General features: G+C 58.9%; 14 protein-coding genes. 3 read left to right on the plus strand and 11 right to left on the minus strand.

Features of this window, described 5'->3' with window-relative positions:
- Nucleotides 1-31: 31 nt before the first annotated feature.
- From AC0L30_RS31350 to AC0L30_RS31365, 4 genes are all read right to left on the minus strand, one after another.
- On the minus strand, nt 32-547 hold the full coding sequence (locus AC0L30_RS31350; protein WP_473405984.1) for a DUF1003 domain-containing protein: 516 nt from the start codon (nt 545-547) through the stop codon (nt 32-34).
- 2 nt (nt 548-549) lie between these two features.
- A complete protein-coding gene (locus AC0L30_RS31355; RefSeq protein WP_473405985.1) occupies nt 550-993 on the minus strand; it encodes a low affinity iron permease family protein in 444 nt (147 codons plus the stop codon).
- A gap of 258 nt (nt 994-1,251) precedes the next feature.
- Entirely contained in the window at nt 1,252-2,292 is a 1,041-nt protein-coding gene (locus AC0L30_RS31360; protein ID WP_473405986.1) for a glycosyltransferase family 4 protein, read from the minus strand.
- 131 nt (nt 2,293-2,423) lie between these two features.
- Nucleotides 2,424-2,633, minus strand: coding sequence for a hypothetical protein (locus AC0L30_RS31365; protein ID WP_473405987.1), 210 nt, complete (start codon nt 2,631-2,633; stop codon nt 2,424-2,426).
- A gap of 436 nt (nt 2,634-3,069) precedes the next feature.
- On the opposite strand from AC0L30_RS31365, the gene AC0L30_RS31370 reads away from it, so the two are divergent.
- Nucleotides 3,070-3,897 carry a TonB-dependent receptor domain-containing protein gene (locus AC0L30_RS31370; protein ID WP_473406014.1) on the plus strand — a complete coding sequence of 276 codons (828 nt, stop codon included), beginning with the start codon at nt 3,070-3,072 and terminating at the stop codon, nt 3,895-3,897.
- Between the two features lie 88 nt (nt 3,898-3,985).
- Here the strand turns inward: AC0L30_RS31370 and AC0L30_RS31375 are convergent, their stop codons facing one another.
- Nucleotides 3,986-4,756, minus strand: a complete 771-nt coding sequence (locus AC0L30_RS31375) for a winged helix-turn-helix transcriptional regulator (RefSeq protein ID WP_473405988.1) — start codon at nt 4,754-4,756, stop codon at nt 3,986-3,988.
- Nucleotides 4,757-4,881: 125 nt separating this feature from the next.
- Between AC0L30_RS31375 and AC0L30_RS31380 the strand changes: the two genes are divergently transcribed.
- Nucleotides 4,882-5,358, plus strand: coding sequence for a cupin domain-containing protein (locus tag AC0L30_RS31380; protein WP_473405989.1), 477 nt, complete (start codon nt 4,882-4,884; stop codon nt 5,356-5,358).
- A gap of 285 nt (nt 5,359-5,643) precedes the next feature.
- On the opposite strand, the gene AC0L30_RS31385 is transcribed toward AC0L30_RS31380, so the two are convergent.
- From AC0L30_RS31385 to AC0L30_RS31410, 6 genes are all read right to left on the minus strand, one after another.
- Nucleotides 5,644-5,970, minus strand: coding sequence for a DUF3303 domain-containing protein (locus tag AC0L30_RS31385; RefSeq protein ID WP_473405990.1), 327 nt, complete (start codon nt 5,968-5,970; stop codon nt 5,644-5,646).
- Between the two features lie 282 nt (nt 5,971-6,252).
- A complete protein-coding gene (locus tag AC0L30_RS31390) occupies nt 6,253-6,660 on the minus strand; it encodes a hypothetical protein (protein ID WP_473405991.1) in 408 nt (135 codons plus the stop codon).
- Between the two features lie 1,480 nt (nt 6,661-8,140).
- Nucleotides 8,141-9,931, minus strand: a complete 1,791-nt coding sequence (locus AC0L30_RS31395) for an adenylate/guanylate cyclase domain-containing protein (protein ID WP_473405992.1) — start codon at nt 9,929-9,931, stop codon at nt 8,141-8,143.
- 378 nt (nt 9,932-10,309) lie between these two features.
- A complete protein-coding gene (locus AC0L30_RS31400) occupies nt 10,310-11,263 on the minus strand; it encodes an ABC transporter substrate-binding protein (RefSeq protein ID WP_473406015.1) in 954 nt (317 codons plus the stop codon).
- A gap of 161 nt (nt 11,264-11,424) precedes the next feature.
- Nucleotides 11,425-13,152 carry an adenylate/guanylate cyclase domain-containing protein gene (locus AC0L30_RS31405; RefSeq protein WP_473405993.1) on the minus strand — a complete coding sequence of 576 codons (1,728 nt, stop codon included), beginning with the start codon at nt 13,150-13,152 and terminating at the stop codon, nt 11,425-11,427.
- A 1,185-nt stretch (nt 13,153-14,337) separates the two neighbouring features.
- Nucleotides 14,338-14,844 (minus strand): hypothetical protein, encoded by a 507-nt coding sequence (locus tag AC0L30_RS31410; protein ID WP_473405994.1) that lies wholly within the window; start codon nt 14,842-14,844, stop codon nt 14,338-14,340.
- On the opposite strand from AC0L30_RS31410, the gene AC0L30_RS31415 reads away from it, so the two are divergent.
- Nucleotides 14,737-14,967, plus strand: coding sequence for a DUF3606 domain-containing protein (locus tag AC0L30_RS31415; protein WP_473405995.1), 231 nt, complete (start codon nt 14,737-14,739; stop codon nt 14,965-14,967). The two genes, AC0L30_RS31410 and AC0L30_RS31415, sit on opposite strands and share 108 nt — an antisense overlap.
- Nucleotides 14,968-15,149: the final 182 nt, after the last annotated feature.

A 15,149-nucleotide genomic window follows, 5' to 3' on the forward strand; every position in this document is an offset into this window, starting at 1 on the left:
CGACCGCCATGTCGTCTTCCGGGCGGACATCTCATTGAGCCTTTTCAGCCTCCTCGCGCTCGCGCAAGCCTCGGGCAATTTGATCAATGGATGTCTCCTGCGCCAATTCGTCTTGTTGGCAATCCTCGTCATCGACATTCAGCCGCTTGGCAAGCTTCTGCAATATTCTCAAAGACCGCGTCGCCTCCCGTTCAGAGAGAAGATTAATCTGAAGTTCTAGGCGATCCCGCTTCTCCAAGATGCGGTCAGTCGCATTTTGACGAATGAGGACGCAGGAGGTGAGAAGTACCGCCTCTAGCGCGAGGAATGTCCCGAGCAGCGGGAACGGGAATGGATCAAGCGCGCGATCGGGAAATACCCCGCCGAAGGCAATCCAACACACCACCGCCGCGCACTGCAGCACAACAAACTGCGGAGTGCCCGCAAACGATCCGATTGCATGAAAAACACGATGATGAAGAGCGATCTTTTCCTCATCCTGCTTTTCAAGCCGCAGGATGGCGTCGATATTTTCTACCGGTCTTTTCGATGATGCCGGCGCTGACATCGTCAGCTGGCGATCTGCTCGGCGGCTCGCCGCGCTGACTGTCGGGTCCGGTCGAGTGTCTCATCTCCGGCTTTTTCGGCCTTGGCACGCGCTTCACATTTCGAGCGAAGCTCCTCAATCTCATCGTCTGTGAGGTGCTCGATTCCCACGAGACTATTGCGCGCTGCGCTCACGCGAATGAGTTCGTCCAGCTTTACCTGAATGGCGGCGCTGTCCCGGTTTTGCGAATTCTGAATCAGAAATACCATAAGGAAAGTTACGATTGTGGTCCCCGTATTGATGACCAACTGCCAAGTGTCCGAGAACTGGAAGAGCGGGCCGCTGATGCCCCATACGACCACCACACCCGCGGCTAACAGGAAGGTCGAGGCGCGCCCAGCCGCAAGCGAAGTCTTGTTCGCCAAGTCACCGAAGAATTTTGAAATCGGCGATGGTTCGTGTCTCATGATTTTAGCCTCTACCACCGACCACAATGTTGTGCTGGGGCAAAAAGTTCCGCGTTAGGAACCATGGTCTGCGGCATACTCTGTGAAATGCTTTTCGCGGGCGCTCCCGAGAGCAGGTATTGAGAGCGATCGCAGAGTACGTCCAAGCCACGCCCGTTCGGATGCCGACCTCAACTCTAGAATTCCACTGGCTCCTGATTCGAAACGGCATGGCTAAGGATTCCGTTCACGCCATGCCACAAGCCAGCCGCGGATCTCTCACGCGAAGCGTCCTCCATGAGCGATCAGGTTGCGATATCGGGTCTCGTATTCAATCGCCATCCGGCTTGCGGCGAAGCGTTCCTCGAACCGGGCGCGCACCACTTGTCTGTCAAGCCGACCCAGTTCTTTGACCGCCCTGATGGCCTGCTCCTCACCGTCGACGATGAAGCCCGTGACGGCGTCCTCCACGACTTCCGGTACCGAGCCTGATCGATAAGCGATCACGGGTGTCCCGCAGGCCATCGCCTCGATCATGACCAGACCGAACGGCTCGGGCCAATCGATCGGAAACAGCAGGCCCGCTGCGTTCGCGAGGAAAGGCTGCTTCTTCGCGTCGTCGACCTCGCCGACGAGCTGAACCGCCTGGCCGTCGATGTTCGGCTCGAGCTTGTTCTTGAAGTAGGCCGTCTCTGACCGAGGAATCTTGGCGGCAATTCGCAGCGGCATTCGCGCCGCGCGCGCGATGCGTATAGCGTCCTCCGGTCCCTTGTCCGCCGTCAGCCGCCCCAGAAAGGCCAGGTACGAACCTGGTTCGTAGGAGGGTCGAAACACGTCCTTCGGCAGTCCGTGCTGGATCGTCGCGATCCAGTTCGCCTCCGGAAGCGGTCGACGCTGGTCGGCGGAAATCGAGACGAACGGAGCGTCCGCAAAGGCACCGATTACCTGCGGCAGACCGGGCAGATCGAGCCGACCGTGCATCGTCGTCAGGAAAGGCACGCCGGTCCGGCTCAGCACCGGAAGAGGCAGCCAGTCGACGTGGGAGTGGATCACGTCGAAATCGCGCGCGCGCTCGGCGATGGCCTCGATCAGAAGCGCGCAGGCGGCGTTCGGATCCGCACCCTTCCGCCCCAGGCGCAACGCGCGCGGCCACACCGCGTGGAGCTTTCCCTTCGTCTCCGAGTCCCCGCTTGCGAACAGGGTGACCTCGTGTCCGAGTTCGATCAGTTCGTCCACGAGCCAGGCGATCACCCGCTCAGTGCCGCCGTAGAGCTTTGGAGGTACGCTCTCGGCCAACGGAGCAAGCTGGGCAATCCGCATCGGCTAGGCCCCGAACACGAACCGCAGGACCGTCACGATCGTCGCGGAAATGAGGGACGAGATCGCGAGCAACGTCCAATTGGGCCTCGTACTTCCGCGGGCCACGTGCGCTGCGAGCGTCTTCACGGCCGTCAACATCCGTCTCGAGGAAGCCGCTGCAGGTAGGCTATCCCGAAGCCAGCGAGTTCTTCGGCGTCGCTCTCGCGCGCTTCCGACCTGTTGTGGAGGTGGCGCTCCAGCAGGCAGTGCCGGCTGTCGTGCGCATCGACCTCGGGGTGCCGCGCCCGGTACACCGTCCAGGCGGTCTCCGTGGCGTTCTTCAAGACAACTTCGTCGACCATGCTCACTCTCTCCGGAGACGAAACCAGTTGCTGCCAACTCGAGGCACTCCGGAAAGTTTCCGCTTTTTCCCGACTGTAGACGAAGGGAGGGGTGTCAGGATGCATTGACGCGCGCCCGCGCACAATGACGCACAGCGGCGTTGCAGGCGTTGGCTTCGGCAACGGATGTGAAGACGACAAGTTTTGGCGCGCGCTCGTCGGACGACAGTTGCTCGATCTGACTATCCCGTCCGGGTTTGCGGCCCGGAATACCTGGCTTCCAAGGACTCCAGCACTGCCGGCCCACTGGACGTGACCTGCCATCCGCCGCTGACGCGTTCGATCAGCCTGGAGAAAAGATGTCGAGATCGGCACCCGCGCGGTGAAGCGCTTAGCCGGTCTGCCCATTCGCGTCCAGTGGTCGCAAGGATATACCTGGGACCTCGCCCCTGGCGTGATGCTGTACAGCCAGTACGCGACTGCGGCAGACCCGACGGTGGCCAACATCTTCATTCTCGCGCCCTCGGTGCCGTTGCTGCTGACGACATCGCGGACTTACGAGACCGGCGTGAAGCTGCAATCGGCCGACAAGCGCGCGGAGGCCACGTTCTCGGCCTTCGACATCGAGCGCAAAAACGTCTACGTCCCCGAGAGCGGCATCGTCTTCAACGTCGCCGGCAAGATCGAATCGAAGGGCATCGAGATCGCCGCTGCGGTCACCCCCGTCGCCGGCCTGAAACTGTGGGGCAACGTCGCCTTCGTGCAGTCCCGCTTCATCGACTTCAGCTATGTCGATGGCAACGGCGTGTTTCAGTCCTATTCGGGCAAGACGCCACCCAACGTGCCGAACTTCGTTGCCAATGCCGGCGCGTCGTATCGCTTTGACACGACACTGCCGGTCGAGATCGGCGGCCGTCATGCGTCACGTCGGCGACCGCTTCAACTTCCAGGACAATCTGGTCATCATGAACGCTTACACGACGTTCGATGCGTTTGCGTTCGTCGATATCCCCAAGGCGTACTACCCGGGCATCGACCGGACCCGCCTGAGCTTTCGCGTCAGGAATTTGACGAACAAGCTCTACGCTGCTTGGGGCGACCCCGGTTACACCGACCAGATCATCCTGGGCGCACCCCGGAGCTACGAGGTGGCTGCTTCATTCAAGTGGTAGGCAGTGCGCACGTCGTCTGCCGTTGGCCCGAAGGCGTCGAATGGGGCAGTGCAGCGAAGCCGGGGGCAGGAAGGAAGTCGCGAACTCAGGGCAGATCCATGATTGAACGATAGCGGTCATGGAGCGTGGCGCCGCCAGGCGGTGATCGCGCTACGCAAGAGGCCTGAAGGTGGGTTGCTTGACGAACAAGCCTGAGGCGGTTCACGACGCTTTCTGGGGTGCGAGGGCCTTCGTCTCCAGCCTTGGTCGTCGAGATTGTCTGATACGAGCTATGCGACGGTCCCTTAGTGCCGCGCGCACGGTCTCCGCCATGGGACTCCAGGTGAACCAGGTTGGGAATGCGCGGATATCAGCCGGCGCACCGTCAAGATAGACGAGGTTCTTGCCGAGGGCATCCGACAAGGACAAGCGGCCGAGCCAGATCTGGTAAAAGGTCATAATGCTGGCGGTTACGATCACATCCACCTCGAACCTGGGATGCTTTAGGCAGACCGAGATATCGCTGGGATCGATAACTAGCCAATAGGCGCGCTGTGGCGCGCCGCGAAATTCAAACTGCAGGACGCGACGGCGCGAAAAACGATCGACCGCGACCCGCCGGCGCATCCACCACAGGAGAGTGATCGGATCAAGCTCGCTCGGTCGCGGAGGACCGAAGGCCCAGCGCGCTCCCCACTCGCCGAATAGATCAATGATCTGCTGGAGCTCTCGTCCAGCCGGCGTCAGACGATATTCGGTCGGCTTACCGCGCGACGCGCCCCGCCGTTCCAGTACGCCCGTTTGCTCCAGCCGCCGCAGCCGTTCGGTAAGCAGCGTGCGCGACATGTGAGGAAGACCGCGCTCGAGTTCGTTGAAGTGTTTTACGTCCGCGAGAAGCTCGCGGATGATGAGCACAGTCCAGCGATCCGCAAGAATCTCCGCTGCGCGGGCTACTGGGCAATATTGGCCATACAGGTGCATATCATTGGCCATACAGACGCGTATTGCAAAGTAGCACGGAAGGCGCACGCGCAGTAGTGCAGTTTTTGGACTAGCCGCCTGAAGCGGCTTGGGTGATTAATTCAGTTCGCCACTGTCGAGCCCAACAGGAGGTCTTCATGTCCAGTAACCAACACAAGAGGCGAGACGTTTTGCAGGCGATCGCGTCATTGCCGTTGATTTCCTTGGCGATGCAGCCGTACCAAGCAATAGCGCAGGCCCCAGGCAGCCCGGTAAGGGTCGATACCAAAGGCTTGGTCGCCAAAATAAAATTCGAGGCGCCGCTCGGCGGCTTCCTCTCTGAGATCAACGGAAAGTACAAGCTCCGGGTTACCGAGCTCACGCTTGCACCTGGGGGGCAGGTGGGCGAGCATAATCATGTCGGGCCTGGCATTCGGCAGGTGACGTCCGGCTACATGACGTATGTCCTGCCGAATGAGACAATCGTCTACGGACCGGGCGACTTCTTCTTCGAGACGGGCGACGTTAATCACACCGTCTTCAATAAGACCGACGCGCCGATGGTGCATGTGCTGTTCGAGATATTGCCGGTTGACCACAGCGGGCCGTCATTGATTCCAGTCAAGCATCATTGATGGCGCATGGGCCTCCGTTCCGTGTGAGGCGAGTCGCAGGGCGCTTTGCCCGGACTTGTCGGTATCGCAAGCCGCCAGGCCGGCTTGTGGTCCATTGCGTTGGTTGACACACCGCAGCGAAATGTCAGGAGTGGGAATAGACCAGAAGTCGCCGCACTCAGCGACCGACCACCGCCTCTGACCCAATTCGGACATCGGCTCTCGCTCTTCATGTTGCGGTAGTCTTTGAATTGAGACGTCCCGACCAATTGTCGGAGCGCTCGTGGATTTCATATTGTCCACGAACTAGCCCTTGGACGCTTGTCTCGCCCATTCGAGTGAACTTGCGTTTATCGGCACTGACTCGCCGATGTCGACGACCGGAACGACATCAATGTCATTCCAGAAGTTGTACTTTGCCACAAACGCGGTGATGGCTTTAGGGTCGCTGGCTTCAACCAAAACATAGCCGCCTCGTCCGGCCAGGTTCGCCACGAACGCGTGTATCGTCAGCCCCTTCTCCTCATCCGGCTTCCACTTGCTAAACGCAGTAAGAAGCGATTGCGATCCTGCAAAGTTTTGGTCAAAGGAAAGGCCGGCGGTGCGGACTGTATATTCGAGCATGTATTTCATGAAACACCTCCTTCAAAATTGGACAGTGAGCCGCGCGACCCATCTAATCTGAAGTGCGAGCCGTCGCGCAAGTGTTAGCAGCGGCGAGAGCGGCCACATTGGTCGAGCAGGCCAAGTCATGGCCCGTCCCGTCGGTTTGGCGCAGCGACATATCCAGAATTCGCCGCAACCCGGAAGTCACCGTCAGAGGGCGAACCGACGCGATCGGCACGTAGCGGTCCCGCGCGCGCCCCCGCGTGCGCCATTTCGCTCCTAAATCCATTTCTTGCGAAGAAACGAGACTTAAGCCTTCAGGTCCGTGATCCGCATAATCGCGGCCACGTTCCCATCGTTGAAAGCCTGCTCCTTCGTGTCCTTGTTGCAGGTCCAGACAAAATTCTTCTTACCGGTGAAGGTCTTTTCGTCCTGCTCAAGCCGAAGCTCTCCTTCGGTGATATGGCAGACCATGGCATTCATCATGGGGGGCCCCATGGTCTTCGATCCCGGCTGCATGATGATATCGCGCATTGAGACTGACTTGAAACCCGGGATCAGCGACGGTGTCTCGCCTTCATATTCACGCACCACGACACCTGGCCACGGCGTCGTATCCTTGTATCCCGTGGTTTGAGCGGCGGCCGGCCTCAGCATGGCCGCGGATGCCGTTGCCAATCCGATTCCCAGCGCTGACCTTCGATCAATCTTGTTCATCGCTCTTCTCCTGAAGCTGAAGAAACGAGCCGCCGCCATAGCAGCGCGCAAAGTTCGTGGTGAACGGTGGTGCGAAACCGCAAAAAGAACGGTCTCTCGAGATCGTGCCGGCCGATAGCATCAGTGCTGCTTGTTTGCCTCGGCGGTGATTTCGGCACGTCCCGCTTCAAAGGGCGGCGACATTCTACGTCACCTGACGCATCCGGGAAACAGGCGATGTCACAGGCCTCTTAGAATGTCCGCAATCGGCCCGAAGACGATCGTTCGGAGTCGACATCGCTTTGATCGACGGTCAGTTCGGCGACAAATAGATCAGGGCAGCTCATAAGGCTTTTGCCAACTGGTTGCCGAAACCAAGTAAGTCCGATTATCGGCCCAGGCGGAAGTGCGCCGGCATCAGCCATAACATCGCTTCTGGCCCCACAGCTGATGTGCTTCCGCAGCACGAAATGGATCAGTCACGCTGACGCGTCTTCGCGCACTGCGACGACACGCCGCAACGCGGCTCTGCTCAGTGTTGAAGTTCTGTTTCTTGCCTTGGGTTCCTCAAGGCATGGCCCGGTCAGCTCGCATCTAGTTCTTTGCGCCATCACTAACGGGGAGGGAACGACGGCTATCAATCGCGTACGCATCGCATTGTTTTTTGGTCGCTGCCGTTCTGACCAGTGCGAGTGCCATTGCTCAGACCGTGCCGCCGGAAGGCTGGGTCTCGGTCATATTCACCGCCACGCCGATTCCAATGCCGATCGGCGGCAGAGAGTTTGTCTTCATAAACCAAGCCATGGCAGCCTCGAACGAAGCCGGAAACCCTGTACTCAACGTGGGCGGGCGCTGTCAGCTCAGCCGCCTTACGGATTCGTCGCCAAAGACCGCAGAGATTCAGAGGTTGTGCACTTACGTCGACACGGACGGCGATCAACTGTTCGAGCAGTGCGACTGGATGCCTGGATACTCCAACAATTGCACCATAACTGGTGGGACGGGGAAATTTGAAGGTCTCCAGGCCGCGCTCGTCATTACATCGACCGCTCAAGAGCAACCTCGATGGCATTAGCCAGGTCATTGGCCACGAGAAGGGAACGTACGAGTTCGTCAAGACGAACTAAGGCAGTCCGCCGAATTTCAGCAAGCACGCATGTTTGCACCTGAAGTCAGTGATGTAATGGAGTTTCGCGTGAAGCTGCCACATGTTCGCTAGTTCTGCCTGAGGCAGAGCCCATGAGACCACGGGAGCTCATTGCGGCTCTTGCAAGCGCTACCCGGTTCTAGCCGATGGCCGCGTTCCAGAACGGACATTGATCGGCGCACCTAGTTATTGGATCAAGCTCAACTATTCGGGATCTCACAGGTTAGCTCGCATTAGGTGTCGTCCTCGAAGAAGGCGCGCCGCGAACGGCCAGAGAATCGCGGTGCCTGCAAGCGTGATTAGCTCGCGCCGTCTCATGCGCCCTCTGCCGCTGCTTTTGATCCACATCGGACATTAGCCGTCTGGCACACCTGCCAAGCGCAGCCCTTCATACAGACCTTCCCGTCCGGCGACGTAAACCGGATCGTCGCTGGGCAGATGGGTGCGGGCGCGTCGAATAGTGAAACTCGGATTGAGGACAAGTGCCATCTGCGCCACGCGCTTCGCCTCCTCCGCCGCGCCAAGCCGCGCCAACGCAGCGGCGAGCCAAAAATGCGCGAGCGGGTGATTTCGATTAGTCTCAATGCTACGGCGCAGGCAAGCTACTGCCTCGGCGTCGGCGTGAAGGTGAAACTTGGCTAGGCCAGCGATCAGCAGCCAAATATAGCTGCGGGCGTCGCGAGGGGACAGCCGGAGGGCCTCATGGACGTGAGTCTCCGTTTCGGCAGCATGACCGATATACACTTTCGCCAGACCGATCCAGGCGTGGGCATGGGCCAAATTGCGATCCAGCGCCAGCGCGCGCTGACATTCAGCAATACCTTGGCGCGCGCGGTTCGTCAGAATGAGGACGATACCCAATCGCAGGTGCGCCAACGCATGCTGCGGAGAAAGCGACAGAGCCTTGGTCAACATCGCCTCAGCCACAAGAAGGTGCGGAGCTGGGTCATCAGTTAACAAGGCCGTGGCAGTTGCCTCATCCACGCCCGCTCTGCCTACCAGCGCCTCGGTACAATCGGGGTCCAGCGCCAAAGCCCGTTCAAAGAAGCCGCGCGCCTGCCTCAGGTACTCTGGAGTGGTCCCTCGGTTTGCGAAGGCGATGCCTTGAAAATACAGGTCCATCGCGTCAGGGCTTAGGACGTGTTCGGCTCGCCGCGCCTCGGCTGCAATGAGCTCAGCATCTAGCGCGTTGGCGAGCCGGGCAACGATCTCGTCCTGCATATCGAACAGATCGGCGACGGGCTTATCAAACCGTTCGGCCCAAATCTGATTGCCACTTTCGGCGTCGACAAGCTGCACGTTCACCCTAAGCCGGATGCCGCTTCGCTGGACCGAACCTTCGAGCACGTAGCGGACGTTCAACTCGCGCGCGATCTTCTTGAGGTCGATCGCCTTGCCCTTGTAAGTGAAGGCAGTGTGTCGGCCGATCACGAATGAACCTGAGATGCGCGACAAGTCAGTTGTCAGGCTCTCGGTTACTCCATCGACGAAGTAGTCTTGACGAGGATCGCCGCTGAGATTGGCGAAGGGCAGCACAACGATCGAACGGCGAGGCGGCGCAAGCTGGCTCCGCTTGGCGCCGTCAGCCTGGAGTGCCGCGCTAGGTCCGTCACGGACCATGGCGTAGGCTCGGACCGGGCGGGCAATATTCTTGAGGATCTGCTCTCCCAGGTCGGCGAACTCAACGCCGACCTTACCCTGGATATAATCGTAGGCAGAAGACGAGATGCAGATGCTGCCAGGCTCTGCGATACTCTCAAGCCTTGCGGCAATATTTACGCCATCGCCAAATACATCATGCGGTTCGACAATAACGTCGCCGACATTGATCCCGACCCGGAAAGCAATACGCCTATCTTCCTCGTCCGCGGTTGTAAGTTCCTTCACGTGGGCTTGGAATTGTATAGCAGCCCGAACTGCCTCGACCGCGCTTGGGAATTCTGCCAACAACCCGTCGCCGGTGTTTTTCACGATGCGACCGCCGTGTTCGGAGATCGCGGGCGCGACGCTGCCTTCTAGGAGTATAGTGAATTTGGCATGTGTAGCTTCTTCGTCACGGTGCATGAGTCGCGAATAGTCAGCCACGTCAGCAGCCAATATCGCCGACAACCTCCGCTCTATCCAGACTGGCCGCTCGTGCACCATGGCCCACTATCTCAACGAGAGCACACTGTACGTCGGATCAGACGGCAGTGCCAAACACGTTTTGACGGATGCCCGCGCTTGCAATGCCCGCTTCTGGCCGACGTCGGCGGCCGAACCTGAATGTCGCCATTTGACCTGGCCGTGTAAAAACGCGAAAAATCAAAACGCCGCGAGAATAAGTTTCTCCAATTCGGCCTCCGACTTGAGTTCCGTGCCAATGTGAAGGCAAAAAGTCTCGGACGAATAGTCTCTCGCTGGTTGAGCGTCTTGGCGTTTTCACAGAGCCAAGACCCTTGGCAGACGACCGATACGCAATTTGCGCTCAGATATTGGCCTTGCAGCGGGAACCCGCTGCCGCGCCCCCAGCTGGAAGCGTATTTATTCGATCACCTCATCCGCCGCAGCAAGTAATGCAGAGGAGAGCGTATGACCTAGCAGTTTGGCTGCCTTTAAGTTGATAACGAGTTCTACCTTCGTAACGAGCTGGACTGGAAGATCAGATGGCTTCTCCCCCAACAGGATCCGACCGGCATAGATCCCCGCGCGCCGGTGCGATTGCATGAAGTCTCCTCCATAGCTCATCAAACCTCCCGCAATAGCAAAGTCTCGTGTCTGTGTGATTGCGGGCACGCGATACTTTATTGCGAGAGCCGCCAACCGCGAACTGCGAAAGGCAAAATAGGGATCGGAGGTAAACACAAGTCCACTTGCCCGGTCCTTAGAGGCGGTATCGAACACAGATTCAAACTCATCTTCCTTGCTTGCGTCCAAAATATCCAATCGAACGCCCAGGGTGTCTGCAGCTGCGTGAAGCTTCTGCAATTGTGACTGTACGGTCGGACTTGTCGGGTTGGCGACTACCATTAGTTTCGTCGCCGTGGGCACCAGGTCGCGCATAAACTCAAGCCGCTTTGGCGAAACGTCGACACTCAGGCTCGAAACTCCCGTGATGTTTCCGCCCGGCCGCGACAAACTATCGACCACCTGTAACTGGACGGGATCGCCGCCCATCTCAAAAACGATCGTCTTGGTCGAACTGGCAGCTTTGGCGGCGAGTGCCACGGGAGCGCCACCAGGTGCGACGATGATATCCACATCGCGGGTGATCAGTTCGGCAGCCAACGCAGGCAATCGAGAATACTCACCGCGGGCCCATCGATAGTCGAGTTTTACATTGCGACCCTCGACAAACCCGACTTCTCCAAGCCCCTGCTGAAAAGCCTGAAGTCGACTGGCAAAGAGTTCGGGCGACTCCGGACAAAGATAGCCAATGACGGGCATGGACGGTTTCTGCGCAAACGACTTAGTTGTCCAGGTCGCAACACCTGCCATCAGAAGCAGGACATCACGCCGCTTGGCACGTCTTTGTAGCGTTACCGCTCTGGAGTTGGTGCACCTCATGGCTACGATCCCGCTGCCGTCGGCCGATGCCAGAGCATAGCCTGAATGCCCAAACAGTCCTCGACGAGGTTGCGCAGGCATCCGGCGGTCTGCTACAGACAGCTGAAGGATATCCCGAAGATCGGAATAGCTTCGTCGAATCCTTTGATTTTGCGGTCCCCAAGCTCCTCAAGGGGCCGCTTGCCTTTGGCGGCTGATGCGACTTCGGCGTCGATCAGAATTTCCTTGTCTGCGGCAGATGCGCACAGTCGGGCAGCGAGATTCACAACACTGCCAATAGCGGTGTAGTCAAGCCGGTCCTTGTAGCCGATCCGGCCGACTGTGGCGGGCCCGCTGGCAAGGCCGACTCCGAAACCAACGTGGTAGCCATGCGATCGCCAGCCGGCGATCAGGGCTTGCACGTTCTGCTGCATGTCGACGGCGAGATCGATCGCCCTCAAGGCAGGCTCTTCGATGGGGACAGGTGCGTTCACCAGAACCATCAGTCCGTCTCCAGAGAAGTTAATGAGCGTTGCTTCAAATTCCGCAATGACTCTGCCGAGGGTTTCATAGTACTCCGACAGAACGCTCATGACCTCTTCAGGCGCAGCTCCTGCTGAAAACGCGGTGAAACCTCTCAGATCGCAGAACACAACGACGACTTCCGTACGGCGGCCGTCCAGTACACTGTCGTCGCCAGCTCTATCGACGAGATCGGCGACCTGGGGGGCAAGGAAACGCTTGAGCTTGGCTATCCGCTCCTGGTGCTGTTGTGCCTGCTCCAACTCGGATGCCATTCTGTTGAAACTGTTTGCGAGGCGCTGGAACTCATCCCGGGTGTGGATCGAGATGCGGTGGTCAAAGGACCCGGCACCAATCCGCTCCGTGCCTTCCTCGAGCAATTTAATCGGCACCGTCATCCGGTCCGCCAGTACATAGGCCAGAATGCCTGCGAGTATGCTGCTCATTGCAAGAAGCATGACCGTCCGCCATAGGGCGGCATAGAGCGGCGCGTAAGCTTCAGATAGGGGCTGCTCGACCACGACTGTCCAATCGGGTCCCTGTACGGGAGCCGCGCTGGCAGCAACATATTGCCCCTGTGCATCCCGGGTCGTTGCGAAACCTCGTCCGGGCCCTATAGCGTCCCGTATGGCGCGGAAAGGTTCGGAGGTTGCTTCTTCCGCCCCGCGCAGAACGAGGCTGATGTCGGGGTGGGCGACTAGACGGCCCGAACGGTCCAGAACGAAGGCGTAGCCGGTTTTTCCAAATTTGATCGCGGAGATCACGTCCCAAATCAGCTTGAGGTTGACTTCGGCGACGACAGCGCCGACAGCCGGTCGATTGCCGACAATCGACACCGTCAGGTACGGTTCGGAGCCTCGATTGTAGCTGACCTCGCTAAACCAGACCTGAGCTACCCGGGCACCAACCAAGGCGGGATCGGCTGATCGATCCGCGCGGCTCTCAATGCGATTAAGACCGATCCGCGAAATGTAGAGACGCTCCAGACCATTGCCGTCGAGGAGCGTAAGGCTGGTGATGGCGGGCGCCTGTCGTAGGAGGCGCAACGCGTCGGTTCGCCGGCGTTCGTCGGGCTCCTCAGTCCACGGAAGCTGAACCAGCCATCCAAGCTGAGTTGTGACACCGTGGATGAAATCGTGTATTTCGGCAGCCGCAGATGCCGATTGGAGACCAAGCCACTGATCAAGCCTATCGCGCTGATCGCGATAGCCGAACCATCCTTCGATGACGCCGTTGAAGGCCAGCGGGATAGCGACAGCCACGAAAAGCGCGAGCAAATATTTATGAAAGAGGCTGCGAAACCGATCTTGAGGAATCATGATCCGGTCTCCTGTACATCACAAAAGATGGTTTAGAATAACATGTCGCTCCGCCCTTTAACGGAGTTCAGTCAAGTCCCGACGCGACCGGTGTAACGTTTTCACCTCAAGTTGGACCAGTTACACAGTGGAAGCGTGAGCTAAGCCTCCGAGGGGGCAGGTGCTCCGCAACCTCAGTCCGTGCCCACATACTGGCGTTGCAAGTCAACTGGGCGGCGCAGCGCATCAGCGCACACCCTCCATCGTGCCGTCCGACGTTGATCATCCGCCCCAACGAGAGAAAACACGAGCGTCTTATTGTGTGGCCTGTCTCCGAAGGCGGCGAGATTTCACTTTGATGTCAGGTTGATGGTCGGCGGATTGGACTTGCTCACGCGCGCTATGCTGCCCAGAACCAAAGAAAGGTAACGCGTCCTGTAGCCAAAAGCGCTATTTACTCGAGTGAGCGTCGGGGTCGCCAGTCGCGTATTGTGGCCGCTAAAAAACACGTTAGCTTTTGCAGGCTGCGCCCACCCACCATTTTGCAGTTTGGAGCGTATTCCTTCTGCGCCTCAAGCCGAGCAGCCAGCGGCTGCAAGCCGCTTGCTGTTCAGGCCGCCCCTAATCAGCAATTTCCATCTGGTTCACTGGAACGTGGAGCGAATTCCGGACTTCATCGTTCGATGATGTCGTTCCTTGAACACGGCCCGCAGGCACTCGACAACCGGCTATGTCAGCCCGTTTGAGTTCGAGCGCAAAGTTTGGATCAGTTTACCCGGTGTCCATCAAACCGGCAGCAGCTCAAACCGCCCGCCGCGGTCATGAAAAAGGCCGCAGGATCTGAATGGATCCTGCGGCCTGCCGGGAAAATTGATTGTTTACGGAATGAGCACTTTCAGCCCCGGTTAGCAGCGATGATTCCAGAACTCGCTCCGGGGGGTGAGTCCAAAGCATCTGTTCCAAAGCGGAACATAAGAGTTGTTGCGCCAAAGCAACGTCTGCACGCCGCAGGGATCAGGAACTGGATGATGTTCTCGCACCAGCCGTTCAGAGCCCGCCGGATGGAGATGGTGATGTGGGAGAAAGCTCGGCAAAGAAGTTCTAGGTGTTTTGATGGTCTCGATCCTTGTTGTCTTGCTTAGGCTGCGGGGGGCGGGGCATGTGCGGGCACGCGGTTGCATCGAGACTGGACGTCGACCGCACTGATCATCCCAATGATAATCCCGCTGCGGGGGCGGGGCGTTCGGACGGATCGCGGCCAAGCTTGGACTGCAACTCGACGACACCGGTGAAGACGTCGGCCTGGCGGCGCAGCTCGTCGGCGAGCAGGGGAGAGCGCTCAGCAGCTTTTTCTTCAGGCTTCTGGATGATCTCGACCTCAAAGCAGCCCACGTCGCGGAGTTCGGCAACCTTCTTTTTCGGCCGCAGCCCGCGTCTCTCGATCTCAATATGATCCGGCACGCACCGTCGCGCGCATAAATGAAATAGGGCATTTTCTGAACCTATTTCATTTGCGTACACATGAGGTCCGATTTCCGCAACCATCCGGGCGTGATCGGCGATGAGCGTTGAACGGCCCGCGCGCCGGAACTCAGGAATCCGTTGGTGCGTTGCATAGCGGGTCTTCAAGAGGAGGACCCGACATGGCGACAACAAGAAATCGGCACGCGGACGGAAGCAGGATCCGCGCGCGTAGCCGATGGTCAGAATCATGAGGTTCACTATGAGGCCAAGAAGACCGGGCGATCGACCGCTGCGGTCAAGAAGGCAGTCAAGAAGGTCGGCAACAGCCGCAAGCGCCAGGAGAGGAAGCTCGGAAGACGCAAGCGGGGGTGATGCGGTCCGTTGCCAGCGGGTGCTAGTCTCCACAACATCATGATGGACCAGAGGCCGACATTTACCGCAGGGCTGTGGTCGCCGCTTGTGCCACTGCGGTAACGATCTGCGCCGGCGCGAAGGGTTTCCGATCAGTACGCTGTGAGGAACGCCCTGCGATGACTAACCGTGCGCGCTGTCGC

The sequence above is a fragment of the Bradyrhizobium sp. MI1.11 genome (genome assembly GCF_055811255.1).

Coding starts and splice junctions, on each gene's coding strand:
- AC0L30_RS31350 (WP_473405984.1), bottom strand. CDS start 547: ATGTCAGCGCCGGCATCATCGAAAAGACCGGTAGAAAATATCGACGCC.
- AC0L30_RS31355 (WP_473405985.1), bottom strand. CDS start 993: ATGAGACACGAACCATCGCCGATTTCAAAATTCTTCGGTGACTTGGCG.
- AC0L30_RS31360 (WP_473405986.1), bottom strand. CDS start 2,292: ATGCGGATTGCCCAGCTTGCTCCGTTGGCCGAGAGCGTACCTCCAAAG.
- AC0L30_RS31365 (WP_473405987.1), bottom strand. CDS start 2,633: ATGGTCGACGAAGTTGTCTTGAAGAACGCCACGGAGACCGCCTGGACG.
- AC0L30_RS31370 (WP_473406014.1), top strand. CDS start 3,070: ATGCTGTACAGCCAGTACGCGACTGCGGCAGACCCGACGGTGGCCAAC.
- AC0L30_RS31375 (WP_473405988.1), bottom strand. CDS start 4,756: ATGGCCAATGATATGCACCTGTATGGCCAATATTGCCCAGTAGCCCGC.
- AC0L30_RS31380 (WP_473405989.1), top strand. CDS start 4,882: ATGTCCAGTAACCAACACAAGAGGCGAGACGTTTTGCAGGCGATCGCG.
- AC0L30_RS31385 (WP_473405990.1), bottom strand. CDS start 5,970: ATGAAATACATGCTCGAATATACAGTCCGCACCGCCGGCCTTTCCTTT.
- AC0L30_RS31390 (WP_473405991.1), bottom strand. CDS start 6,660: ATGAACAAGATTGATCGAAGGTCAGCGCTGGGAATCGGATTGGCAACG.
- AC0L30_RS31395 (WP_473405992.1), bottom strand. CDS start 9,931: ATGGTGCACGAGCGGCCAGTCTGGATAGAGCGGAGGTTGTCGGCGATA.
- AC0L30_RS31400 (WP_473406015.1), bottom strand. CDS start 11,263: ATGGCAGGTGTTGCGACCTGGACAACTAAGTCGTTTGCGCAGAAACCG.
- AC0L30_RS31405 (WP_473405993.1), bottom strand. CDS start 13,152: ATGATTCCTCAAGATCGGTTTCGCAGCCTCTTTCATAAATATTTGCTC.
- AC0L30_RS31410 (WP_473405994.1), bottom strand. CDS start 14,844: ATGATTCTGACCATCGGCTACGCGCGCGGATCCTGCTTCCGTCCGCGT.